The organism is Nocardioides alpinus (assembly GCF_900112035.1).
GTDB classification, from domain to species: Bacteria; Actinomycetota; Actinomycetes; order Propionibacteriales; family Nocardioidaceae; genus Nocardioides; species Nocardioides alpinus.
The window spans coordinates 863,683-886,748 of record NZ_FOKC01000001.1 but is presented as its reverse complement, the minus strand read 5'-3'; the positions used below and the strand labels follow the sequence as shown (position 1 = coordinate 886,748).

Genomic DNA, 23,066 nt, shown 5'->3' with positions numbered 1-23,066 from the left:
ACTCCTTGATGGTGGCGGGGATCGGCGGAAGGTCGGGAGGGGGTCAGGACGGGAGGTGGAGCACCGGCGCGACGAGCAACCCCTGCGCGGGTCGGTCGGGCGCCTCGAAGCGGCCGGTGAGCAGGTCGATGCAGAGGTGGGCGGCCTGGTCGATCGGCTGCGCGACGCTGGCCAGTCCGAGGGCGGCGGCGACCGGGGTGGCGTCGAAGCCGACGACCGTGGCCGGCCGGGCCGACCTCGCCGCGGCCAGGGCGGCCCGGTGGGCGCCGAGGGCGAGGGTGTCGCTCGCGCAGACGATCGCGTCGGGCGCGTCGGCCCGTGCGAGCAGCGCGGCGACGGCCACCTCGGCGGCGGCCGCCTGGTTGAGGCTGCGGGCCTCCACCGGGGGTCCGTCGAGGGAGGCTGCTCCGACGGCCTCGAGCCACCCGCGCCGTCGGTCGGTGCCGGTGCTCGGGTCCGCACCGTCCTCGGGCCAGCCGAGGTAGGCGATGCGACGGTGGCCGCGGTCCAGGAGGTGGCGTACGGCGAGCCCGGTGCCGACCGCGCCGTCGACGTCCACCCAGTCGTGCGGCTCGTCGTCGTGGCCCCATGGCCGGCCGAACGCGCAGAACGTCGTACCGCTCTCGCGCAGGTGGGCGGGCCGTTCGTCGGCCGCGCTGGTGGCGGTGAGGACGACGGCGTCGGCGGCCCCGGTGTGGACGAGCTCGTCGATGAGGGCGACCTCGGCCGCCTCGTCGGCGGGCTGGGCGTAGAGGAGGACACGGAGCCCGTTGTCCTGCCCGGCCTCGGCGAGCCCGTGGTAGAAGGCGTCGAGCACCAGGCCCGAGATGCCGTCCTGCGTCCGCTCGGCGCGCACGGCGATCGCGTGGGCGCGGCGGGTCGCGAGCTGCCGCGCGGGCAGTGACGGGCGGTAGCGGGTCTCCCGGATGGCGGTGAGGACGCGCTCGCGGGTGCCGGCGGCGACGCGGTCGGGGTGGCGCAGCACGTTGGAGACGGTCTGCCGGGAGACCCCGGCGTGCGCCGCCACGGAGTCGAGGGTGGCCGGGTCCGGCACTGCCATGGCGGTCTCCTCGTTCGGCGTCTAGGGTGGTTTGAGCGCTCAAACTTGGAGCGCTCAAACCGTAACCCACGTCACACTCTCTGTCACCCCCCTCTGTTCGCACCCCACCCGGAAGGGCGCCGATGCTCCCCGACGAAGCACCCCAGCAGCCGTGGCTGCACGACCTCTCGCTCACCCTGGCCGCGCCCACGCAGGTGTGGTCGGCGACCGACGGACAGGTCGGGCCCGGCGGGCTGGCCGGCGTCCACCACGGCGACCGACGCGTGCTGTCCTTGCTCCGGCTCGAGGTCGACGGGCGTGCGCCCACCGCCCTCGCCGACCACGGCGCCCGCGGTGACACCCACACCTTCGTCGCCGTGCCCCGCCACCTCGGCGACCCCGGACCCGACCCCACGGTCCGGGTCGTCCGCAGGCGCGACGTCGAGCCGGGGCTCGTCCGCGAGAGCTACACAGTGTCCAGCACCGCCGCCGAGCCAGTGGTCTGCACCCTGGGTCTGCGGGTGGCGACCGACCTGGCGTCGATGGACGCGGTCAAGTCCGGCGCTGCCGGCCCGACCGGGACCCCCGACGGGATCGGCGGCCACGCGCTGACCTGGGAGGCCGACTCCCTCCGCGCGGTGCTGCGGCTGCCGGGCGCCCGCACCGCCGACCGGGGCGACCACGTGCTCGCCACGTGGGACGTCGTCGTACCTCCCGGGGAGGCCGTCACCCACGAGCTCCTGCTCACCGTGGACGACGCGCGGGCGGCCGTGACGGCCCCGCGGCGGGAGGCCGGGTGGTCGCCGATGGTGGTGGACAGCGCGGACCGCCGGCTGGGCCCGGTCGTGCAGCGCTCCCTCGACGACCTGCGCCTCCTGCGCCTGGCCGCTCCCGGAGCCGACGGCGCCGAGGAGGAGTTCGTCGGTGCGGGGGCACCGTGGTTCCTCACCCTCTTCGGGCGCGACAGCCTCTGGACGGCTCGCATGCTGATGCCGGTCACCACCGACCTGGCGATGTCGACGCTCCGACTGCTGGCCCACCACCAGGGCACCCGCACCGACGACGTCACCGCCGAGGAGCCCGGCAAGATCCTGCACGAGGTCCGGTCCGCCGGTTTCAGCCTCGGCGAGGACGACGGCACCGAGCGCCACCTCCCGCCGGTCTACTACGGCACCATCGACGCCACCCCGCTGTGGGCGCTGACCCTCCACGACGCCTGGTCCTGGGGCGCGCCGGAGGACGAGGTCGAGCGGCTGCTGCCCGCGCTGGAGCGGGCCCTGACGTGGCAGGTGGAGCACGGCGACGCCGACGGCGACCTGCTGCTGGAGTACGTCGACCGCTCCGGTCACGGACTGTCCAACCAGGGATGGAAGGACTCCGGCGACGCCGTACGCCGCAGCGACGGCTCGCGCGCCAGCTCGCCCCTCGCGCTGGCGGAGGTGCAGGGCTATGCGTACGCCGCTGCGCTGCGCGGCGCCGCCCTGCTCGAGTCGTTCGGCCGGCCGGGCACGGACCGGTGGCGCGAGTGGGCCGAGGGACTCCGCACGGAGTTCGGCAGGCGCTTCTGGGTCGAGGACGCTGTCGGCCCCTTCCCGGCCATCGCCCTCGACCGCGACAAGCGCCCGGTCGTGTCGCTGACCAGCAACATCGGCCACCTCCTCGGCACCGGGATCCTCGACGCGGACGGCGTCGACGTGGTCGCGCGGCGCCTCGTCGGGCAGGACATGCTGTCCGGCTTCGGGATCCGCACGCTCTCCACGCATGCCGCGGGCTACTCGCCGACCGGCTACCACGTCGGCTCCGTCTGGCCCCACGACACCGCCATCTGCCTGGCTGGTCTCGCCGCCGAGGGTCGCCCGGAGACCGCGCCCGTCGCCGACGCGCTGCTCGCGGCCCTCGCCGCCTTCGGCGGTCGCCCGCCGGAGCTCTTCGCCGGCGACGCGGCATCGACCCACCCCGTGCCGATGCCCTATCCGGCGGCCTGTCGGCCGCAGGCCTGGTCGGCCGCCTCGGCCGTGTCGCTCGTCAGCTCCGTCCTCGGCCTGCGGCCGGAGGGACGCGACGCCGTGGCGGTCGACCCGGTGCGGCCATGGTCCTTCGGTGCGACGCGGATCTCCGGGCTCGGCACCCACGGCCGACCGGTCGACATCGACGTGGCGGCCGACGGCGTCGCGCGGGGCGGCCGCGGCTGACCGGCGCCGGCGGCGGAGCGCCCGCCCGCAGGGGTGTGGGACCGTCAGGTGCTGCGGACAACACTCGACGCACACCCCGGGACGGACCGCCCGTCGCGGACGAAGTAGGAGGATCCATGACGACGACTCCTGACAGCCCCCTCGGCGACGACGAGATCACCACCGAGGGCGTCGACCCGACCGGCGTGCCCGCCGCGCCCAGCACGGACGCCGACGGCACCGACGGCGACTCCACTGACGGCGACTCGACCGACGCCACCGACGGCGACTCCACGGACGCGGACGGCACCGACGGCTCCGACGCCGACGGCACGGACGCGGACGGCACCGACGGCACGGACGGGTCGGCGCTCTGAGCGCACTCGACCTGCTCACCGGCGACGCCCGGGTCTTCCTCGACTCGACCTGGGCGTCGTCGGTGCACGTCCACCGCACCGATCCCGACCTCGGTGCGCGCATCCTCGCGCTGGCCGACGTCGACCACCTGCTGACCGAGACCGCGATCCGGGCGCCGGCGGTCCGGGTCGCCCGCAACGGCTCGGTGCTCCCCGACTCGGCCTTCACCCGCGGCGGCAGCCTCGCCGGCAAGCCGCTGACCGGGCTCGTCGACCCGGTGAAGCTGATGCGCCTCCACGACGAGGGCGCCACGATCGTGCTCCAAGGCCTCCAGCGCTACTGGACCCCGGTCGCCGAGCTGGTCGCGGGGCTCGAGCTCGAGCTCGGCCACCCCTGCCAGGCCAACGCCTACCTCACCCCGCCCGGGGCCCAGGGCTTCGCGGTGCACTCCGACTCCCACGACGTCTTCGTCCTGCAGACCCACGGCACCAAGCTCTGGGAGATCCACGGCAACGGCGGACCCGGCGAGCTCCTCCTCGAGCCCGGTGTCGTCGCCTACCTCCCCACCGGCACGCCCCACGCCGCCCGCGCGCAGGAGGCCGTGTCGTTGCACCTCACGATCGGCATCAACCAGCTCACCTGGCGCCAGCTGGTCTCCCGGCTCGTCGGTGACGTGCTCGGCGACGTCGCCGACGACCACCTCCCTGCCGGCTACCTCGCCGATCCGGACCGCCTCGTCGCCGGCCTCGGCGAGCACCTCGTCGCCGTCGCCGAGGCCGTACGACGTATCGACGCGCCCGCCGCCGCGCAGGAGCAGGCCGTCCGGTTCCTCAGCGAGCGACCCCCGCGGATGGCGGGCGCGCTGCTGGACCGCGACGCGCTGACGCGCGGCCTGGGTCACGGCACTCTGCTGCGGCGCCGCCCCGGCCACCCCTGCGTGATGGTGGACGACGGTGACACGGTCCGGGTGCTGCTCGGTGACCGCGTGCTGCGCGTCCCGGCCCGCATCCGTGGGGCCGTGGAGGTCGTCGCGTCCCGCGACGCGCTCTCGCCGGCCGACCTCCCGCTCGACCCCGCGAGCTCCCTCGTCCTGTGCCGACGGCTGGTGCGGGAGGGCCTGCTCGAGGTGGTCCGGTGACGTTCCGCTGCGCCGCCGCCAGCCTGGCCCGCGCGGACGACCTCGCCGGCACCGCCTCGACGGTGCGGAGCTTCCTGCTCGTGGAGCACTCGGGCTCGTGGGGCTCCGATGCCCTCCGTGATGCCCGGCTGCCCGCCGGGCTCGGCGAACACCTCGCCCGCGGCGGCCGTCGCGCCGGCGTACGCGTCCTGCTCGTGCGCCGACCCGGTCGCCGGGCCGAGGGAGTGGGGATCCGGGTCTTCGCCGCCCGGGCTGCCGGCGCCGACTCGTGGCTCGAGGCGGCCACGCTCAGCAGCCCCGAGGAGCTCCGCGACCTCGACCTCGACGCGCTCGGCGCGGGCCGCTCGCCCGGCCTGACCCCGTACGACGCACCGCTGATCGCGGTCTGCACCCATGGCCGCCACGACGCCTGCTGCGCCGAGCGCGGCCGTCCGGTGGCCCTGGCCCTCGCTGCCGGCCGGCACGCCGACGCGGTGTGGGAGTGCTCGCACATTGGCGGCGACCGGTTCGCGGGCAACCTGCTGGTCCTGCCCCGGGGGCTCTACTACGGCCGGGTCGACCCCGACTCGGCGCTCGAGGTCGCCGACGCAGCGGTCGGCGGACGGGTGTCCCTGGACCACCTCCGCGGGCGCTCGGACCTCGCGATGCCCGTCCAGGCGGCCGAGATCGATGTGCGTCGACGTCTCACGCTCACCGGCCTCGACGACGTACGCCCGACCGCGGCCCGCACCGACGGCGACGTCACGACCGTGACCCTCGAGGCCGATGGTCGCAGCCTCGAGGTGCGCGTGCGCCGGGTGCTGGACGCGCCCCAGCAGCTCACGTGCAGCGCGCTGCGCGACAGTCCGGTCGCCAGGTTCGTGGTCGACGCGAGGGACCGAGGGCCTAGCCCAGCCGGTCCTTGAGGTTGACCGGCACGGCCTGGTCGGTGGGCTGCTGCCACGCGACCGGCTCTGCCACGAGCCGGGGCTTGCCGGACTCGGCGTCCTCGAGGTGGCGGGCGGCACGGTTGGCCTGGGCCTGCTCGCGGTCGGCCACGACCTGCGCCTCGCGGGCGTCCACGCGCGCCTCCGTCAGCTCGCGGTGGATGGCGGCGACCTTCTCCGCCTGGGCCTGGATCTCGGCGGGCGGGCGCTCGGCGAGCACCATGTCCTCGAGGGAGCCGAGGGCGGACTGCTCGCGCCGCTTGAGTCCGTCGACCGTGCGCTGCGCGGCCTCGGCGTGGTCGCCGGCCTGGACGGCCTCCATGGCCTCCTCGGCGGCCTCGCGCCGGAGCTCGCCGAACGTCACCTGGTGGGCGCTGGCCGCGACGAGCTTCTGCCGGTCCTTGTCGGGGTGGACGTCGGCGTAGTCGGCCAACGCCCTGATCAGCTCGCGCGTCGCCACGCGGCGGGCGTCACGCAGCTCGATCTTGGTCTCGAAGCACTCCTGGTAGGCCTTCCAGTCGCGCTCCCACGCGTCGAGCTCCTTCTGCGGGGCGTCGCCGGGGATGGTCTCGACGGGAGGCCAGATCTTCTGGCCGCGGACGTCGAGCCCCTGGCCGGTCGCACGGGCGTGGAGCTGCTCGAGCCCCTCGCGGTGGCGTCGCAGCACGTCGGAGTAGGCGTTGATCGCGCGCCCGAGGCCGCGCAGGTTGTCGCGGACGAGCACCGCCTCCTCGTGGCGCTTGGCCGCACGCGTGCGCAGCGCGTCGGCCGCCTCGCCGGCGAACACCTCCTCCGGCAGGGTCGCGGTGCGCTCGAAGCCGTCGACCGCGAGCTCGACCTTGCCGGCGAGGCGCCGTACGGAGTCGCCGTAGGCGTCGACCTCGTCGGGCTCGGTCCAGTGGTAGCCGCAGCCGATGGGGTCACCGAACGCCAGGCCGTCCTGCTGCACCTCGATCTTGTCGACCAGGACCCTGGTCATCGCGGGTTCACCTGGTCCAGCTGGGCGGCGACCTGGGCGGCCTGGCCGACCATCACGTCGAGCTCGTCGAAGTCGATGATGGAGTCGTCGATCGCGGTCGAGATGTTGCGGCACTTCTGGGTGATCACCTCGGCGTCGTCCACGAGGCTGCGCACCCCTTCGACCATGAGGTCGCGCCACGGGAAGTCGTCGGCGGGGTGGGAGACGTCGCCGAGCGCGGACCTGAGGTCCTCGCGGGCGGAGTCCAGCTCTTCCCTGGCGGTCCGCAGCGCCCGCTGGTTGATCGCGATCGGCCTCATGGCGATCTTCTGCCCCGATGAACGGCGTCGAAACCCGAACCGGTGAAACTGTGAACGACGCCCCCGCCGCTGCGGCCCGGCCCTCAGACGTGTCCGCTGAGCTGGGCCAACCGCAGCTCGAGGCGCCCGAGGAGCTCGGTGGCCGTCCTGTCGGGCAGCGCCGACTTCTTGCCGCCGCCCTGCGCGCACACCGGCAGCACGTCGATCGAGAGCTTGGCGCCGCCGGCGAGGGCGCGGAGCTCGTCGAGCTTGTCGCCGAACGCGGAGCCGCTGCCGGGGGAGTAGTAGTGCACGGCCGCGTCGATGTCGTCGGCGAAGAGGTCGGCCTTCGTCACCGCGATGACCAGCCACGTGGGCCGCTCGCGGCGCACGGCCATGCTGGCGATGCGGTGGGCCGTGATCGACCAGTCCTCGAGCTCGGCGGCCAGCTGCTCCTCGCGGCTGGCGAGCGCGGTGCCGCTGGTCCCGCCCGTACGCCGTGGGGTGGCGTGGCCGTGGGCGACCACGTGCAGCACACCGTCGACGGGCTCGTCGTGGAAGACCTCGTCCAGCGCGCCGAGCCGGGTGGCGGCGTTCTCCCCGGGAACGACCCGGAAGCGGTAGCCGCGGAGCCTGGCGTTGCGTCGCGTACGCCGCTCCATGACCGCCGAGCCCACGTCCTGGCCGGCGTCGGCCGCGGCCTGCGTGCTCGCGCGGCGCGACAGGCGGTCCGCGAGCCGGGTCTTGCCGACGCCGGTCATCCCGGTGACCGCGACCGTGGGGTAGCGGTGGCGCAGGAGGCGAGAGGCGCGATCGGGGGCCTGGGACAGTGCGGCCAACGCGCCCGTGGCGATCGTCGTACCGAGGGCTGCCTTGCCGTGTCGCAACGGTGACTGCATGGCTCCATCCTGCCCGGTGCGGTCTGACGGGCCCGCGCTGGTTGGCCATGCAACCGGCCATCTTGGATGATGGCAGCACTCCGTCCCCCAGCTGTGAGGTCCCCGTGAACACCGAGAACCGTCCCGTCCTGACCGGGCTGCTCGCCCTGGTGGGCGTCGCCGTGGTCATCGGTCTGCTGGGAGGACTCGCCGTCATGGTCGGCGTCAACGCCACCGGCATCGGTGACACCACGACCGCCTCCGACGACAGCGGCACCCCGGCGACGTTCCGGCTGCCCAGGCCGAGCGACACCGGCAGCTCGATCCCCGAGCCCGAGGAGTCGATCGAGCCCGAGGCGGGGGAGTCGACCTCCGAGGCCCCGGCCACGGGCATCTCGCTGACCGCCACGCAGCAGTCGGTGAGCCCGATGCAGCAGATCGACCTCACCGGCACCTACCCCGGGGGCGAGGGGGCGATCCTGCAGGTGCAGCGGTTCGAGAACGGCGCGTGGTCCGACTTCCCGGTGACGATGTCGGTCAGCGGCGGCACCTTCGCGACCTATGTCCAGACGAGCCAGGTCGGGCCCAACCAGTTCCGCGTCATCGACACCGACACCCAGGTCGCGTCCAACGAGCTCACGGTGACCGTGGGCTGAGTGCCTCCAGGGCGCGGGCGCGGTCCACCCGCCCGGTCCAGTGGCCGACCCAGCCGGCACCCGCCAGCCCCAGGACGCCGACCACGAGGCAGGCGGCCGCCAGCGGTGCGAACGCCGCGACGGCGCTGACCAGCAGCGGACCGCCGGTGTTGCCGATGTCGCCGCACAGCCGCCAGGCGCCGAGGAACTGCGAGCGTCCCTCGGTCGGGGACGCGTCTGCGCCCAGCGTCATCACGATGCCGGCGCCGAGGCCGTTGCCGGCGGCGATGAGGGCCATCACGAGGGCGACCGACCAGGCGGAGCCGGCGAGCGGCAGCAGCAGGCAGGCCACGGCCATCGACAGGACGACCGGCACCGCCACCACCCGCCGCCCACGCGTGTCCATCAGCCAGCCGCCCGGCCACATGAGCGCCACGTCGAGGGCCGCGGCGCCGGCGAAGATCAGCGACGTGGTCGACGCGGACAGCCCGATGTGGTCCGCCCACAGGGGCAGCAGGCTGAGCCGCAGCGACCGGCTCATGCCGAGGATGACCACCGCGCTGCCGAGCGTGGCCAGCACCCGGCGGTGCTCGGAGATGACCGTCCACACGGGGAGGTGCCCGGAGACCTTCGCAGCGGCCCGCTTCTCCTCGCCGAGGTCGGGCATGGTCGCCGCCAGCAGGGAGGCGCACACGGACATGCCGGCACCCAGCCAGAAGACGCTGGTGAGGTCGCTGAGCGCGATCAGGCCGGCGCCGACCAAGGGCCCGACGAGCACGCCGAGGCGGTAGGAGCCACCGAGGAACGACATCGCCCGCGCCCGGTGGGTGACGGGGACGACGTCGATCATGAAGCCCTGCCGCGCGATGAGGAACAGCGTCCAGCACACCCCGCTGAGCAGCACCCCGATGGCGAGGCCGAGGACCGAGTCGGTCAGCGCCGCGAACGCCATCGCGCACGCGTCGACGAGGCCGGCAGCCACCAGCGCCCGCCGCTCGCCGATCCGGGCGATGAGCGCGCCCGAGGGCAGGCTCGCGACGAGCTGCCCGACGCCGACGAGGGCCACGATCGCGGCGGCGGTGCTGACGTCGGCACCGAGGTCGCGGGCCCGCAGCGCGAGCACCGGCATGATCGCGCCGTGCCCGATGGCGGAGACGACGGAGGGGCCGTACGCCACGAGCGCGATGTCGCGGAACCGGAAGTCCTGCGTGGTCCCCGAGGTCACCGCGTCATCCTCTCAGGCGGCGGACGACCGCCCGCCCTCGCCGACCGTCGTACGGACCGAACGGGGGCACGGCCGTGCCTGCCACGCGCACGGCGCAGTCACCCCGCGCGTTCGGTCCGTACGACGACGGGTGTCGGCTCAGGGGATCCAGTCGAACGTGTCCGGGTTGGGCCCCATCCGGCCGGCCTCGCCGCGGTCGAGCCCGTCGATCGCGGACATGTGGGCGGGCTCGAGCTCGAAGTCGAAGATCTCGAAGTTCTGCCGCATCCGGTCGGCGTTCATCGACTTCGGGAAGACGATGTCACCGCGCTGGACGTGCCAGCGCAGCGTCACCTGCGCGGGCGTACGACCCACGAGCGAGGCGATCTCGCCGATCGTGTCGTCGTCGACGACCGTGCCCTTCGCGATCGGGGACCACGCCTCGGTGAGGACGCCGTGGCGCTGGTTGGCGGCGCGCACCTCCTCGTTGGCGTGGAACGGGTGCACCTCGACCTGGTTGACCACCGGGACCACACCGGTCTCCTCGACGATGCGGTCGAGGTGGGTGGCCTGGAAGTTGGAGACGCCGATGCTGCGGGTCTTCCCGGCCTCCTGGGCCTCGATCAGCGCCCGCCACGTCTGCACGAAGTCGCCGCCGTAGCGGGTGGGGAGCGGCCAGTGGATGAGGAAGAGGTCGACCTGGTCGAGGCCGAGCCGCTCGAGCGACGCGTCGATCTCGCGCCGGGCGGCGTCGGGCTCGTGGAAGGTGTTGTTGAGCTTCGTCGTCACGTAGAGCTCGTCGCGGGCCAGGCCGGAGTCCTTGATCGCGGTGCCCACGCCGGCCTCGTTGCCGTACATCTGGGCGGTGTCGATGTGGCGGTAGCCGGCCTCGAGAGCCGTGGCGACCGTGGCCGCGGTCTCCGGCGGCGGCACCTGGAAGACGCCGAAGCCGAGCTGGGGGATGGACGTGCCGTCGTGGAGCGGGATGTTCGGAACAGTCATACCTCTCCCTACAGCGGGAGCCGGCGAGGTATTCCGCGAGCAGTCCGCCCGGGCGGCGACATAGGGTCGTGGGGTGACCCACGACACCCATGTCCTGCCCGAGCCGATCGACCTCCCGGGAGTCGGTGACTGGCTCACCTGGGTCGGCGAGCGCTGCGACGGCGAGCTCGCCGAGGCCGTGCGGCAGGTCGAGCAGGTCAAGGCCGGACCGAGCGGTGCCGGTGACGTCCTCGCCGCGTGGAACCGCGCCGAGACGGCCATCGCCAACGCCGAGTCCGTGGCGCTGTGGTCCGAGGTGCACCCCGATGCGGCGGTGCGCGACCGGGCCGACGAGCTCAGCCAGCAGGTCCAGAAGTACGTGACCGAGCTGGGGCAGGACCGCGACCTCTACGCCGTCTTCGCCGCGCTGTCCGCCGACGGCCTCGACGACGACGCCCGCCGGGTGCTCGAGCACACGCTGCGCGACTTCCGCCGTGCCGGCGTCGACCGCGACGACGCCACCCGCGACCGGCTCCGCGAGCTCAGCGAGCGCGGGGTCAAGCTCTCGCAGGACTTCGGGCGCCACATCCGCGACGACGTCCGCTCGATCCGGATCGCGCCCGGGCGCCTGGCCGGCCTGCCCGACGACTACCGCGCGGCCCACCCGGCCGGCGACGACGGCCTCGTCGAGATCACCACCGACTACCCCGACCTCGTGCCGTTCACGACCTTCGGGTCCGACGGCGACGCCCGCCACGACCTCTCGCTCGCCGCCAACAACGTCGCGTGGCCCGCCAACGACCAGGTCCTGCAGGACCTCCTGGCCGTGCGCCGCGAGACTGCGGACCTGCTGGGCTACGACTCGTGGCCCGACTACGACGCCGAGGTCAAGATGATCGGCACCGGTCAGGCGATCGGTGACTTCATCGAGCGGATCAGCGCGACCTCCACCGAGCGGGCCGGCCAGGAGGTCGCCGTGCTCCTCGAGCGCAAGCGCGTCGACGACCCGGCGGCCGACGTCGTCGCCACCTACGACTCGCGCTACTACGCCGAGCTCGTGCGCCGCGAGCAGTACGACGTCGACGGCCAGGTCGTGCGCACCTACTTCCCCTTCGAGCAGGTCCGGCAGGGTCTCCTCGACGTCACCGGCCGGCTGTTCGGGCTCGAGTGGACCCCGGTCGCGCGCGAGGTGGCCGGCACCTGGCACGACGAGGTGGCGAGCTACGACGTCGGGCTCGACGGCGTACGGATCGGGCGCATCCACCTCGACCTGCACCCGCGCGAGGGCAAGTTCAAGCACGCCGCCCAGTTCGACATGGTCAAGGGCGTCGCCGGGGCGCAGCTGGCCGAGGGCGTGCTGGTGTGCAACTTCACCCGGGGCCTGATGGAGCACGACGAGGTCGTCACCCTGTTCCACGAGTTCGGCCACCTCGTCCACCACGTCCTCGGCGGCCAGGGGGAGTGGCTCCGCTTCTCGGGTGTCGCGACCGAGTGGGACTTCGTCGAGGCGCCGAGCCAGATGCTGGAGGAGTGGGCGTGGGACACCGACGTGCTGTCCACCTTCGCGCGCAACGCCGACGGCGAGACCATCCCTGCCGACCTCGTCGCGGCGATGCGACGGGCCGACCACTTCGGCAAGGGCCTCTACGCCGTCCAGCAGATGTCCTACGCCGCCCGGTCCTACTACTTCCACGCCGGGCAGCACGACGACCTCACGGCCTACGGCGACGAGCTCCAGCGCCGCTACTCGGTCTACCCGCCGCTGGAGGGCGCGCACATGCACTGCGCCTTCGGCCACCTCGACGGCTACTCGTCGGGCTACTACACCTACATGTGGTCGCTGGTGATCGCCAAGGACCTGTTCTCGGCCTTCGACGACGACGACCTCTTCGACGCTGACGTCGCGACCGCCTACCGCGACAAGGTGCTCGCGCAGGGTGGCCGCCGGGACGCGGCCGACCTGGTCGCCGACTTCCTGGGCCGGCCGTACTCCTTCGACAGCTGGGCCACCTGGCTGGCGGAGTAGCCACCCGCTGGTTGAGCAGGGCGCCCCGCGCCCGTGTCGAAACCGAGACCGAGTAGTGCCCGCTGGTTGAGCAGGGCGCCCTGCGCCCGTGTCGAAACCGAGGCCGTCCGTCGACCTCGGTTCCGACACGCTCGCTGCTCGACCAGCGGTCGGGCCTACGAGACGGTGACCGCGGTGTCGTCGACGACGAAGCTCGTCTGCAGCGACGAGTCCTCGTTCATCAGGAACTTCACCTGCACCGACTTGCCCCTGTAGGCCAGCAGGCTGTGCGAGAACTGCGTGTACGTCGCGTTGGTGCCGACGTTGGTGAAGGTGCGCAGCGTGGTGGTGACGCCGTCCACGACGACCTGCACCCGGAAGGTGTCGTACGCCGTCGAGCCGGACTCGGCAGTGTCGGTGCGGATCCAGTAGGACAGCGACGCGGCGGTGGCGGTCGAGGGGACCGCGACCGTCTGGGTCAGGTTCTCCGTCGACGTGGTGCCGTTGCCACCGAACCAGGCCTTGTACGACCCGGTGCGCGCGGGACGACCCGTGTTGGTCGTGATCAGGCCCGTGTTACCGGCCCACGACGCGGCGCCGGACTCGAAGCCCGGGTTGGCGAGGATGTTGCCGCCGGTGGGGGGCGGCGTGGTGGGCGGGGTGGTGGTGCCGCCGCAGGTCGGGTCGGCCGTCTGGGCCGGCACGTTGACGGCGTCCCAGGCGTTCTTGACCGCGTTGAACTGGGCGCAGGTGCTGTCGATGTTCTTGGCCGCGGTGAGCGTCCAGGTGCGGTACTTGAGGTAGTTCGACGAGGACGTCTTCAGCAGCATGCCGTTGTAGAGGACCTTGATCGCGGCCTGCTCGCCGATGCCCGTGACCGAGGTGCCGTCGCACTTGGAGACGCCACCACGGGACAGGAGGTAGAACCAGTGGTCGCCGGGGCCGGCGGCCGCGTGGACCTCGGCGGTCGGGATCGAGCTGGTGTAGCAGGACGGGTCGCCGACGTTGGCCGGGTTGGAGCCGTCGCGGATCGGGCCCTGGCCGACGAGGTTGACCTCTTCGCCGATGGTGTGGTCCGGGCCGTCGTAGGTGGCCGACTGGTTGTCGTAGTACTCGGTGGCCGTGGCGAGGGCGTCACCGATGAACTCCTGCGTGCCGCCGCCGGAGATGCCGCCGGGAGTCCTGTCGTCCACGCCGTGGCCGAACTCGTGGGCGACGACGTCCATGGAGGAGATCCAGGCGCCGGCCTGGTTCTTGCCGATCTGGATCTGCGTGCCGTCGTAGTAGGCGTTGATGTCGTTGAGGCCGACGCGGATCGGCACCCAGCCGCCCGAGCCGTTCATGCCGTTGCGGCCGAGCCACGACGACATCATCCCCTTCATCTGCTGGGCGGCGTAGAGGGCGTCGACGCAGCCGGTCTCGCGGTTGGTCGCGACGCCGTTGCCCCAGAGGTCGTCGGTGCCGCTGAAGGTGGTGTTGTTGGCCGCGTCCTGGCACCGCAGGGTCGTCGCCGTCGGGTCGGTCATGGTGTAGCTGCTGCCCGAGCCGCTGGTGGCGATGGGGAGCGGGTTGGGCCCCGAGTAGGCGGCCGTGCCGGAGCCGTGCGCGATCTGCTCGCGCGACTCGAGGACGGCGCCGTTGGTCGCGTCGACCCACACCTTCTGCCAGGACACCTCGCCGGCCTTGGTGCCGCGCACCTCGACCTCGTAGGCCAGCTGGGTGCCGGCGTCGCGGTGCCAGATGACGAGCTCAGGGGCGGAGGCGTCCGCCACTTCGTCGACCAGGCCGCGGGCCGCGGCGGACGCGCTCTCGGCGCTGACCTCGGCGGTGGTGCTGCCGATCTCGACCGGCTGCTCCTGGGCGACGGACGACCCGACGACCTGGCCGTCGGCGTTGGCGAGGACGACGAAGTCCCCGCCGACGACGCGCAGGCCCTCGTGGGTCCGCTCGTAGGCCATCGAGTAGATGCCGGCATCACCGTCGAAGGTGGCCGTGCGGACGAACGCGTCCTGCGACGCGCGCTCGAGCGCAGCGCCGTGGCCCTTCACCCAGGCGGATGCGGCCTGCTGGGCCTCGAGGCGGGGGTTGCCCGCTGCGGGGGCGGCGTCGGCCGGGGTGGCGGTCGGTGCCAGGAACGATGCAGCGACGGCTGTCGCTGCGATACCGGCCAGGGCGGCCAGGCGAGATGATTTCACTGGGGTTTCCAATCGTGGGTTCCGGGCCCGGTGGGGCCCGAGGATGGATTGGGGCGTGCGGACCAGTGCACAAACTCGCAATCGGGGGCGGGGGCGTCAATGGACGCAGAACTGCAGGTTGTCGCAACGCGAGAACCTGCACGCCCCGAACACGTGATCGGCGTCCTGTCCGATATCCGGAAAGTCGCGCGATTCCGTGGTCGCCGTACGGATCAGCGGACGAGAACGGCCGGTCGGGTGGCCGTGACAGCGGCAATCCGCTCCGCGACCGCGTCGCCGAACTCGCGGTGGCCGGCGTCGGTGAGGTGGAGGTCGTCCTCGAGGTAGGCGAGGTCGAGGTCGCTGGTGGAGACGTAGGGGACGCCGTACTCCCGGCACAGGGCCTCGAGCAGGCCCTCCACCCGAGGCACCGCACGGGTGCGGGCCGGTGCATCGGCCGGGCCGACGACCACCACGTGCTGCGCGGCGAGATCCGCCATCAGCCCGCGGAAGCCGCGGTCGATGGCGGCCGCGCTCTGGTCGTAGTCGTTGAGGCCGCCCTCGACGACGACCAGCTGCGGGCGGGTGCCGAGCGCGGTGGGGGCGCGGTCGTGGAACGAGACGCGGCCGCATCCGCTCGCGTGGGCGCTGAAGCCCGAGCCGGAGAAGCCGGCGACATGCACCTCGCCGGGGAGCCGCCGGGCCCACGAGAGGCCGAGGTCGGCCTGGCCGAGACCGACCGACCAGGAGTCCCCGATGACCAGGGTGCGCGGACCCTCGCCGGTCACGAGGGCCGTGCGCTCGCGCGCGTCGAGCCGGTGCTGCTGGCAACGGGTCGCGCCGGCGCCTGCGCGATCGGCGACGTAGAACGCCATGAAGGCAGCCAGCAGCAGCACGACGGCTGAGGCGCCGACGACACGGCGCAGGTTCCCCCGGTGGAGCACAGGAAAAGTGTGCGGCCTGCGGGTCGAAATGCGCAGCCGAACAACCCCTGAGACTTCCCTGATCTTCACGCCTAGGCTGCGGCCGTGACTCCTGACGACCTGCTGACGGCCTACGACCACCAGCTGCGGACCGACGCCGAGGTCGTCCGCGCCAGCGACGTGAGCCGGGACGGTCCCCTGCTGCGGGCGGTCTTCGACCACGGCGGCTTCGTCTCCTACCGCGACCTCGCGGGGCTCGAGGGCGCGGCCCTCGACGACCTGGTCGCGCGCACGATCGCCCACTTCCGCGACGGGACCGTCGTCGACTCCTTCGAGTGGAAGTCGCGCGGCCACGACCTGCCCGCGGACCTGGGCGATCGGCTCCTGGCACACGGCTTCCTGGCCGAGCCCGTCGAGACCGTGATGATCGGGGAGGCCTCGCTGCTCGCTGTCGACGTACCCCTCGCGGACACGCCGCACGGCCCCGTCGTCGTACGCCGCATCGAGCCCGGCGCCGACGCGGTCGACGACCTGACCCGGATGCTCGCCGCCCAGGAGTCGATCTTCGGCACCGGGCGCGGCCCCTCGATCGCCTCCTCGCTCGCCGAGCTGGAGTCCGGCGACTCGGAGTTCTGGATCGCCGAGGTCGGTGACCGCGTCGTGTGCGGCGGACGGCTCACCCCGGTCGAGGGCACGGACTTCGCCGGCATCTGGGGCGGCTCGACCCTCCCCGAGTTCCGCGGCCGCGGGATCTACCGCGCGCTCGTCGCCGCCCGCGCCCGCTCCGCCGTGGCGCGAGGCGTCCGCCTGATCCACTCCGACTGCACCGACATGTCGCGCCCGATCCTCGAGCGCTCGGGGTTGCGCGCCGTTACCACGACGACGCCGTACGTCTGGTCCCGGTGAGGGCGCTCCCGTGCAGGAGTCACCGCTTGAGCGGTGACTCCCGCGCTGTTGGGCCGTTGCAACGGCCCAACACCGCACAACTCCGCACACCCCTGGTGCCGCGGTGGCCAGCGGGGCGCCAGGGGCCCGCCCGGAGGCACGCCGGCTCCGGGGATCAGGCCAGCGGCTCGTAGTCGATCTCGAGGAACTCCGCCACCTCCGGCACCCACCGCTCGGCGACGAACGCCCGGTGGACGGGGTGCGCGTCGTAGGCGTCGTACGCCGCCCGGTCGGCGAGTTCCATCGAGAGCCCGAATGTGAAGCCGTTCTTCGCGCTCGTCTGACGGAGCTGCTCGAACGCCTCCACGCCGGGGATGTCGCCCAGCGCCCGGGCGGCGGCGAGGAAGTCGGCCTCCTCGCCCGAGCCGGGGGCGTGGTGGAGCCGGAAGGCGACCGTGTGGCGGATCATGGGGCAAGGCTAGGCGCGCCGGCACATCACCCACGGCGCCCGCCGAAGAATTCTCACCGGATCGGGAACATCCAGCAGCGCTGTGCGTTGAGCCAAGTGATGAGAGTTGAGCCAGATCGACTCAACTGTTTTGCCAGTCCGGGCGACACGCGTCAGGATGGTGGACATCGGTGGTTGCTCCGGCAGCCGCACCCATGACGTCTCCCCGGAACCCCGGGGCACAGCAGGAGGTACACACACATGGCTCGAGCCGTCGGCATCGACCTCGGCACGACGAACTCCGTCGTCGCCGTCCTCGAGGGTGGAGAACCCACCGTCATCGCCAACGCCGAAGGTGCCCGGACCACCCCGTCCGTCGTCGCCTTCACCAAGTCCGGCGAGGTCCTCGTCGGCGAGGTCGCCAAGCGCCAGGCCGTCACCAACGTCGACCGCACGATCCGGTCCGTCAAGCGCCACATGGGCGAGGACTGGAAGGTCGACATCGACGACAAGACCTTCACCCCGCAGCAGATCAGCGCCTTCGTGCTGCAGAAGCTCAAGCGCGACGCGGAGGCCTACCTCGGCGAGACCGTGACCGACGCGGTCATCACCGTGCCGGCGTACTTCTCCGACGCGCAGCGCCAGGCGACCAAGGAGGCCGGCGAGATCGCAGGCCTCAACGTCAGCCGCATCGTCAACGAGCCCACCGCGGCGGCCCTGGCCTACGGCCTGGACAAGGGCGAGGACCAGACCATCCTCGTCTTCGACCTCGGTGGCGGCACGTTCGACGTGTCCCTCCTCGAGATCGGCGAGGGTGTCGTCGAGGTCAAGGCGACCTCCGGTGACAACAACCTCGGTGGCGACGACTGGGACAACCGCGTCGTCGACTGGATGATCAAGAAGTTCAAGGACAACAACGGCGTCGACCTCGGTGCCGACAAGATCGCCAAGCAGCGCCTCCAGGAGGCCGCCGAGAAGGCGAAGATCGAGCTGTCCTCGAGCTCCGAGACCACGGTCCACCTCCCGTACATCACCCACGGTGAGGGCGGCCCGCTCCACTTCGAGGAGAAGCTGACCCGCAGCGAGTTCCAGAAGCTGACGGCCGACCTGCTCGACCGCACGAAGGCGCCCTTCCAGTCGGTGCTCAAGGACGGCGGCGTCGCGGTCGACAAGATCGACCACGTCGTGCTGGTCGGTGGCTCCACCCGCATGCCCGCCGTCAGCGAGGTCGTCACCGAGCTCCTCGGCGGCAAGCAGCCCAACAAGGGCGTCAACCCCGACGAGGTCGTCGCCGTCGGCGCCGCGCTCCAGGCCGGCGTCCTCAAGGGCGAGGTCAAGGACGTGCTCCTCCTCGACGTCACCCCGCTCTCCCTCGGCATCGAGACCAAGGGCGGCGTGATGACCACCCTCATCGACCGCAACACCACGATCCCGACCAAGCGCTCGGAGATCTTCACCACGGCTGACGACAACCAGCCGTCCGTGGAGATCAAGGTCGCGCAGGGTGAGCGCCAGATGTGGTCGCAGAACCAGCCGCTCGGCAACTTCGAGCTGACCGGCCTGCCGCCGGCTCCGCGCGGCGTGCCGAAGATCGAGGTCACCTTCGACATCGACGCCAACGGCATCGTGCACGTCTCGGCCAAGGACCAGGCGTCCGGCCGTGAGCAGTCGATGACCATCTCCGGTGGCTCGGCGCTCGGCAAGGACGAGATCGACCGCATGGTCAAGGAGGCCGAGCAGTACGCCGAGGAGGACGCCAAGCGTCGCGAGTCCGTCGAGGCCCGCAACCAGGGCGACCAGCTCGTCTACACGACCGAGAAGTTCCTCGCCGACAACGGTGACAAGCTCCCCGACGACGTGAAGACCGAGGTCCAGGGCGACGTCGACGCGCTCAAGGAGGTGCTCGCCAAGGAGGACGCCTCCGCAGAGGAGATCACCGCCGCGGTCACCAAGGTCGGCGAGTCCAGCCAGAAGATGGGTGCTGCGATGTACGCCGCCGCGGAGGCCGACCAGGCCGCTGCGGGTGGTGCCACCGGGGCGACCGGCGAGTCCGACGACGACGTCGTCGACGCCGAGATCGTCGACGAGCCCGCCGAGTCCGGCGACGAGTCGGCCCCGGAGGGTGAGTCCAAGTGACCGAGCCCGGCAGCGGATCCTTCGGTGACGCGGCCGGCGAGATGGCCAGTGAGACCGAGGTCGAGGCGCCCCAGGGCGCCTCGGCCTCGGCCGGCCAGCCGGACGCAGCGTCCGACACCCCCTCCGGCACGCCCTCTGGCTCGCCCTCGGACTCGACGACCGACCCCGGTGCCGCCGACGAGATCAGCGGCGTCGACAACTGGTTGGAGGAGGGCGGCCCCCTCGAGCCCGAGGACTTCGTCGACAGCGGTGACGCCGTCGGCCCCTCGGCCGAGGTCCAGCTCGCCGAGCGCACCGCCGACCTGCAGCGCCTGCAGGCGGAGTACGCCAACTACCGCAAGCGCGTCGACCGCGACCGCCAGCTGATCGCCGAGAACGCGACCTACCGCGTCCTCGCCCCGATCATCGAGGTGCTCGACACCATCGACCGCGCCCGTGAGCACGGCGAGGTCGACGAGGGTGGCTTCAAGGCCGTCGCCGACCAGCTCCAGGCGGTCGTGACCGGCCTGGGCCTGACCCGCTTCGGCGAGCCCGGTGACGCGTTCGACCCCAACCTCCACGAGGCCCTGAGCCACATGGGCACCGACCCGGAGGTCGACGTCGTGACCTGCAAGCACATCGCCAAGGCCGGCTACAAGATCGGCGACCGGGTGGTGCGAGCCGCGCAGGTGCTGGTGGTCGACCCTGTCGAGGGCTGACGCACATGGCTGACACTGACGGCTTCCGCAACGACTGGGCGACCAAGGACTTCTACCAGGTCCTGGGCGTGGCCAAGGACGCGAGCGCGGCCGAGATCAAGACGGCCTACCGCAAGCTCGCGCGCGCCAACCATCCCGACTCCAACCCCGGTGACGACAAGCTGCACGAGAAGTTCAAGGCCGTCGCCGAGGCCTACGACGTCGTGGGCGACGAGGCCAAGCGCGCGAAGTACGACGAGTTCCGCTCGTTGCAGGCGCGCGGCGGCTTCGGCCCCGGCATGGGTGGCGGCGGTGGCGGCGGTTTCGGCGGCGGTGGCTTCAACATCGACGACCTGCTCCGTGAGCGCGGCGGGGCCGGCGGCCTCGGTGACATGTTCGGCGACATCTTCGGCGGCGGTGGCGGCCAGCGACCTCGTACGCAGCAGGCACGGCCGCGGCGCGGAGCCGATGTCGAGAGCACGGCGACCATCGGCTTCACCGACGCGCTCGACGGCGTCACCGTCTCGCTGCGGCTCACGTCGGACACGGCATGTGCGACCTGCCAGGGCACCGGCGGCAAGCCGGGCACCCGCCCGCACATCTGCCCCGAGTGCGAGGGTGCCGGCTTCATCGTCGCCGGCACCGGCGGTGCGTTCTCGATCAACGAGACCTGTCCAGCCTGCGGCGGACGCCAGCTCGTCTACGACGAGGCGTGCCCCACCTGCCACGGCAGCGGGCGCGGCACGTCGGCCCGCTCGATCCAGGCCCGGATCCCGGCCGGGGTCAAGGACGGCGCCAGGATCCGGCTCAAGGGCAAGGGAGCGCCGGGCGAGCAGGGTGGCCCTGCGGGTGACCTCTTCGTCACGGTGAAGGTGACCCCGCACCGCGTCTTCGGGCGCAAGGGCGACAACCTCACCCTCGACGTACCTGTCTCCTTCGACGAGGCGGCGCTCGGTGGCGAGGTGAAGATCCCGACCCTGGGTGGCGCACCCGTCACCCTCAAGCTGCCCGCCGGCACCCCCAACGGACGCACCTTCCGCGTCCGGGGCAAGGGCGCCACGCGCCGCGACGGCAGCAAGGGCGACCTGCTGGCCACCATCGAGGTCCAGGTGCCGGCCACCCTCGACCAGACCGCGCGCGAGGCCCTGGAGGCCTACCGCGCGGCCACGGCCGGCAAGCCCCTCCGCGCAGGGCTGTTCGACGGATGAGCTCCCCGTTCGGTTCGCCTTCGCCCGACGCTGCGGTCTACGTCATCAGCGTCGCGGCGGAGCTGACCGGGCTGCATCCGCAGACCCTGCGCGCCTACGAGCGGATGGGACTCATCGTCCCCGGGCGTACGGGGGGCGGGGGCCGTCGCTACTCCCACCGCGACCTCGAGCGGCTGCGCGAGATCGCCGACCTGACCAGCGCGGGCATCGGCATCGAGGGGGTCCGCCGGATCATGGCGCTCGAGCTGCAGGTCGACGCGCTCCGCGCCCGCAACGAGGAGCTCGTCGCCGAGCTCGATGCCGTACGCCGTGGGCTGGCGGCGCGGCTGGCGCAGGCCCGCGCCCAGGCGCCGACCAACAAGCTGCCGGTGCTGCACCAGTCCGCCACGCAGTCCGTCGTGGTCTGGCGCCGACCGGGCTGACGGCTCCGGGCGGCACCTGTTGTCGGCGCGTGCGGTTATCGTGCGCCGTGTGCGACAGCGCTTTCTCGAGACGGTGAACCGGTGCGCGTCACCGGTTCGCTTCTCCGGGGCTACCCCGGGGACCACCGGAACGTTCGGGCACTGCACCGCGCGCGACTCGCTGCGCTCCGCTGCAGGTCATCGCGCGCACGACGGGACAGGTCGAGCTGCGCTGCCGCACACCACCGCCATCGCTGCGTCCGCGACCGGATGAGGGCGGACCTGGCGCGGGCCCTGGCATCCGGCTTCCTCGCCGACGAGTGGACGCAGCCCGCCCTGGTGGCGAGCGGGCGCACCGTGCTCGGCCGGCGCCCCGCGTGGCTGACGCCGCTGGTGCGGCAGGTGCTCGAGCTCTATCCCCGTGCTCCCGCAGACCGCCCTCGGGAGCTCGCCGCCAACATCGCCGCCTGCCCCGCCGCGACCCGGGCGGGGCAGGCAGGCCCTGTGGTCCATCCCGTGGCCCGGACGCAGATGGTGGCCAACCGGTGGCGCCTCCCGGTCCTCGACCGCCTCGACGACGTCGCGACCTTCCTCGACGTCAGCCACACCGATCTCGACTGGTTCGCCGATCCCCGGCGACTGGCCCGCAGCGCGTCCGACGCACCGCTCCAGCACTACCGCGTCAGCCATCGCCCGGCCCCGAGCGGTGCCGTCCGGGTCCTCGAGGCGCCCAAGCCACGGCTCAAGGTGATCCAGCGCCGCCTGCTCGACGAGGTCGCTGGGTTGATCCCGCCGCACGAGGCGGCCCGGGGCTTCAGGTCGGGTGGCTCGGTGCGGTCCTACGCCGCTCCGCACGCCGGGCGGCCTCTCGTGCTGCGCCTGGACCTCGAGGCGTTCTTCGCCAGTGTGACCGTCTCCCGGGTCTACGGCATCTGGCGCACGGCCGGCTATCCCGAACCGGTGGCGCACTGCCTGGCCGGCCTGGTGACGTGCGTCCTGCCCCGCTCCGCGTGGCGCGCCGTGCCCGCGCCCACCGACGACGGACTGCTCGACGCCCACTGGCGACTGGGGCGACGGCTGGCCGCACCTCACCTCCCGCAGGGCGCGCCGACCTCGCCGGCGATGGCCAACCTCGCGGCGTTCCGCCTCGACGTACGCCTCACCGCGCTGGCGCAGTCGTGGGGTGGGCGCTACACGAGGTACGCCGACGACCTGGCGTTCTCGGGCGATGCGGGGTGGGGCAGGGGCACCTCGCGCCTGATCGATGCGATCGGGCTGATCGTGCGCGACGAGGGCTTCGGTCTCAACGCCCGCAAGACGGGTGTGATGCCGCGTGCGGGTCGACAGCGCCTCGCCGGCCTGGTCGTCAACGACGAGCCGCGCGTCGCGCGGGGCGAGGTCGACCTCCTGCGCGCGATCCTGCACAACTGCCGGACCCACGGGCCCAGCAGCCAGAACCGCGACGACGTCCCGGCCTGGGAGGAGCACCTGCGCGGCCGGATCGCGTGGGTCGCCCAGCACGATCCGGTGCGCGGAGCCCGGCTGCGCGCCGTCCACGACGCCGTCGACTGGAGTCGATGACAGCGGGTGTCGCGTGCCCGCCTCCGCCCGGTGTCGGAGCGA

The 23,066-nt window shown here is 72.7% G+C and carries 21 protein-coding genes; 12 read left to right on the top strand and 9 right to left on the bottom strand.

From position 1 onward, the window contains the following. Positions 1-43 precede the first annotated feature (43 nt). Entirely contained in the window at positions 44-1,060 is a 1,017-nt protein-coding gene (locus tag BM127_RS04290; RefSeq protein ID WP_091194733.1) for a LacI family DNA-binding transcriptional regulator, read from the bottom strand. A gap of 122 nt (positions 1,061-1,182) precedes the next feature. Here BM127_RS04290 and BM127_RS04285 point away from each other — a divergent pair, with 122 nt between their 5' ends. The 4 genes from BM127_RS04285 (at position 1,183) to BM127_RS04270 (ending at position 5,610) form a co-directional block, all read left to right on the top strand. Beyond that, the gene (locus tag BM127_RS04285) at positions 1,183-3,231 is read left to right on the top strand and encodes a glycogen debranching N-terminal domain-containing protein (RefSeq protein WP_091194731.1); all 2,049 of its coding nucleotides are present in this window, start codon (positions 1,183-1,185) and stop codon (positions 3,229-3,231) included. Positions 3,232-3,347: 116 nt separating this feature from the next. Beyond that, the gene (locus tag BM127_RS04280) at positions 3,348-3,587 is read left to right on the top strand and encodes a hypothetical protein (RefSeq protein ID WP_091194729.1); all 240 of its coding nucleotides are present in this window, start codon (positions 3,348-3,350) and stop codon (positions 3,585-3,587) included. Positions 3,588-3,649: 62 nt separating this feature from the next. After that, entirely contained in the window at positions 3,650-4,705 is a 1,056-nt protein-coding gene (locus tag BM127_RS04275; RefSeq protein WP_231263078.1) for a cupin domain-containing protein, read from the top strand. After that, the gene (locus BM127_RS04270) at positions 4,702-5,610 is read left to right on the top strand and encodes a sucrase ferredoxin (protein ID WP_157829670.1); all 909 of its coding nucleotides are present in this window, start codon (positions 4,702-4,704) and stop codon (positions 5,608-5,610) included. Before BM127_RS04275 ends, BM127_RS04270 begins: the two co-directional genes overlap by 4 nt. Here the strand turns inward: BM127_RS04270 and BM127_RS04265 are convergent. From BM127_RS04265 to BM127_RS04255, 3 genes are all read right to left on the bottom strand, one after another. Beyond that, positions 5,591-6,610, bottom strand: a complete 1,020-nt coding sequence (locus BM127_RS04265; protein WP_091194723.1) for a hypothetical protein — start codon at positions 6,608-6,610, stop codon at positions 5,591-5,593. The two genes, BM127_RS04270 and BM127_RS04265, sit on opposite strands and share 20 nt — an antisense overlap. Beyond that, complete coding sequence (locus BM127_RS04260) at positions 6,607-6,909, bottom strand: hypothetical protein (protein ID WP_091194721.1); 303 nt, start codon at positions 6,907-6,909, stop codon at positions 6,607-6,609. The genes BM127_RS04265 and BM127_RS04260 overlap by 4 nt, the downstream gene beginning before the upstream one ends. Before the next feature lie 83 nt (positions 6,910-6,992). Then, on the bottom strand, positions 6,993-7,787 hold the full coding sequence (locus BM127_RS04255) for a hypothetical protein (RefSeq protein ID WP_091194718.1): 795 nt from the start codon (positions 7,785-7,787) through the stop codon (positions 6,993-6,995). A gap of 104 nt (positions 7,788-7,891) precedes the next feature. Here BM127_RS04255 and BM127_RS04250 point away from each other — a divergent pair, with 104 nt between their 5' ends. Beyond that, entirely contained in the window at positions 7,892-8,422 is a 531-nt protein-coding gene (locus BM127_RS04250) for a hypothetical protein (protein WP_091194716.1), read from the top strand. Here the strand turns inward: BM127_RS04250 and BM127_RS04245 are convergent. Both BM127_RS04245 and BM127_RS04240 read right to left on the bottom strand, forming a co-directional pair. Then, a complete protein-coding gene (locus BM127_RS04245; protein WP_231263079.1) occupies positions 8,403-9,626 on the bottom strand; it encodes an MFS transporter in 1,224 nt (407 codons plus the stop codon). The genes BM127_RS04250 and BM127_RS04245 overlap by 20 nt on opposite strands. Before the next feature lie 138 nt (positions 9,627-9,764). Next, the gene (locus tag BM127_RS04240; protein WP_091194713.1) at positions 9,765-10,607 is read right to left on the bottom strand and encodes an aldo/keto reductase; all 843 of its coding nucleotides are present in this window, start codon (positions 10,605-10,607) and stop codon (positions 9,765-9,767) included. A gap of 73 nt (positions 10,608-10,680) precedes the next feature. Here BM127_RS04240 and BM127_RS04235 point away from each other — a divergent pair, with 73 nt between their 5' ends. Next, the gene (locus BM127_RS04235; RefSeq protein ID WP_231263080.1) at positions 10,681-12,612 is read left to right on the top strand and encodes a M3 family metallopeptidase; all 1,932 of its coding nucleotides are present in this window, start codon (positions 10,681-10,683) and stop codon (positions 12,610-12,612) included. Between the two features lie 155 nt (positions 12,613-12,767). Here the strand turns inward: BM127_RS04235 and BM127_RS04230 are convergent, their stop codons facing one another. Continuing rightward, positions 12,768-14,786 carry a M4 family metallopeptidase gene (locus BM127_RS04230; protein ID WP_091194711.1) on the bottom strand — a complete coding sequence of 673 codons (2,019 nt, stop codon included), beginning with the start codon at positions 14,784-14,786 and terminating at the stop codon, positions 12,768-12,770. Positions 14,787-14,998: 212 nt separating this feature from the next. After that, entirely contained in the window at positions 14,999-15,709 is a 711-nt protein-coding gene (locus tag BM127_RS04225) for an SGNH/GDSL hydrolase family protein (RefSeq protein WP_091194708.1), read from the bottom strand. Positions 15,710-15,793: 84 nt separating this feature from the next. Here BM127_RS04225 and BM127_RS04220 point away from each other — a divergent pair, with 84 nt between their 5' ends. After that, positions 15,794-16,594 (top strand): GNAT family N-acetyltransferase, encoded by an 801-nt coding sequence (locus tag BM127_RS04220; protein ID WP_091194705.1) that lies wholly within the window; start codon positions 15,794-15,796, stop codon positions 16,592-16,594. 154 nt (positions 16,595-16,748) lie between these two features. On the opposite strand, the gene BM127_RS04215 is transcribed toward BM127_RS04220, so the two are convergent. Continuing rightward, complete coding sequence (locus BM127_RS04215; RefSeq protein ID WP_091194703.1) at positions 16,749-17,042, bottom strand: Dabb family protein; 294 nt, start codon at positions 17,040-17,042, stop codon at positions 16,749-16,751. Positions 17,043-17,282: 240 nt separating this feature from the next. Here BM127_RS04215 and dnaK point away from each other — a divergent pair, with 240 nt between their 5' ends. The 5 genes from dnaK to BM127_RS04190 all read left to right on the top strand — a co-directional run bounded on the left by dnaK (position 17,283) and on the right by BM127_RS04190 (position 23,024). Then, positions 17,283-19,157 (top strand): molecular chaperone DnaK, encoded by a 1,875-nt coding sequence (gene dnaK, locus BM127_RS04210; RefSeq protein WP_091194700.1) that lies wholly within the window; start codon positions 17,283-17,285, stop codon positions 19,155-19,157. Then, positions 19,154-19,855 carry a nucleotide exchange factor GrpE gene (grpE, locus tag BM127_RS04205; RefSeq protein ID WP_231263081.1) on the top strand — a complete coding sequence of 234 codons (702 nt, stop codon included), beginning with the start codon at positions 19,154-19,156 and terminating at the stop codon, positions 19,853-19,855. Before dnaK ends, grpE begins: the two co-directional genes overlap by 4 nt. A gap of 5 nt (positions 19,856-19,860) precedes the next feature. Then, positions 19,861-21,042 carry a molecular chaperone DnaJ gene (gene dnaJ / locus BM127_RS04200; protein WP_091194697.1) on the top strand — a complete coding sequence of 394 codons (1,182 nt, stop codon included), beginning with the start codon at positions 19,861-19,863 and terminating at the stop codon, positions 21,040-21,042. Beyond that, complete coding sequence (locus BM127_RS04195; protein ID WP_091194694.1) at positions 21,039-21,464, top strand: heat shock protein transcriptional repressor HspR; 426 nt, start codon at positions 21,039-21,041, stop codon at positions 21,462-21,464. The genes dnaJ and BM127_RS04195 overlap by 4 nt, the downstream gene beginning before the upstream one ends. A 249-nt stretch (positions 21,465-21,713) precedes the next feature. Next, complete coding sequence (locus BM127_RS04190) at positions 21,714-23,024, top strand: reverse transcriptase family protein (RefSeq protein WP_091194693.1); 1,311 nt, start codon at positions 21,714-21,716, stop codon at positions 23,022-23,024. Positions 23,025-23,066: the final 42 nt, after the last annotated feature.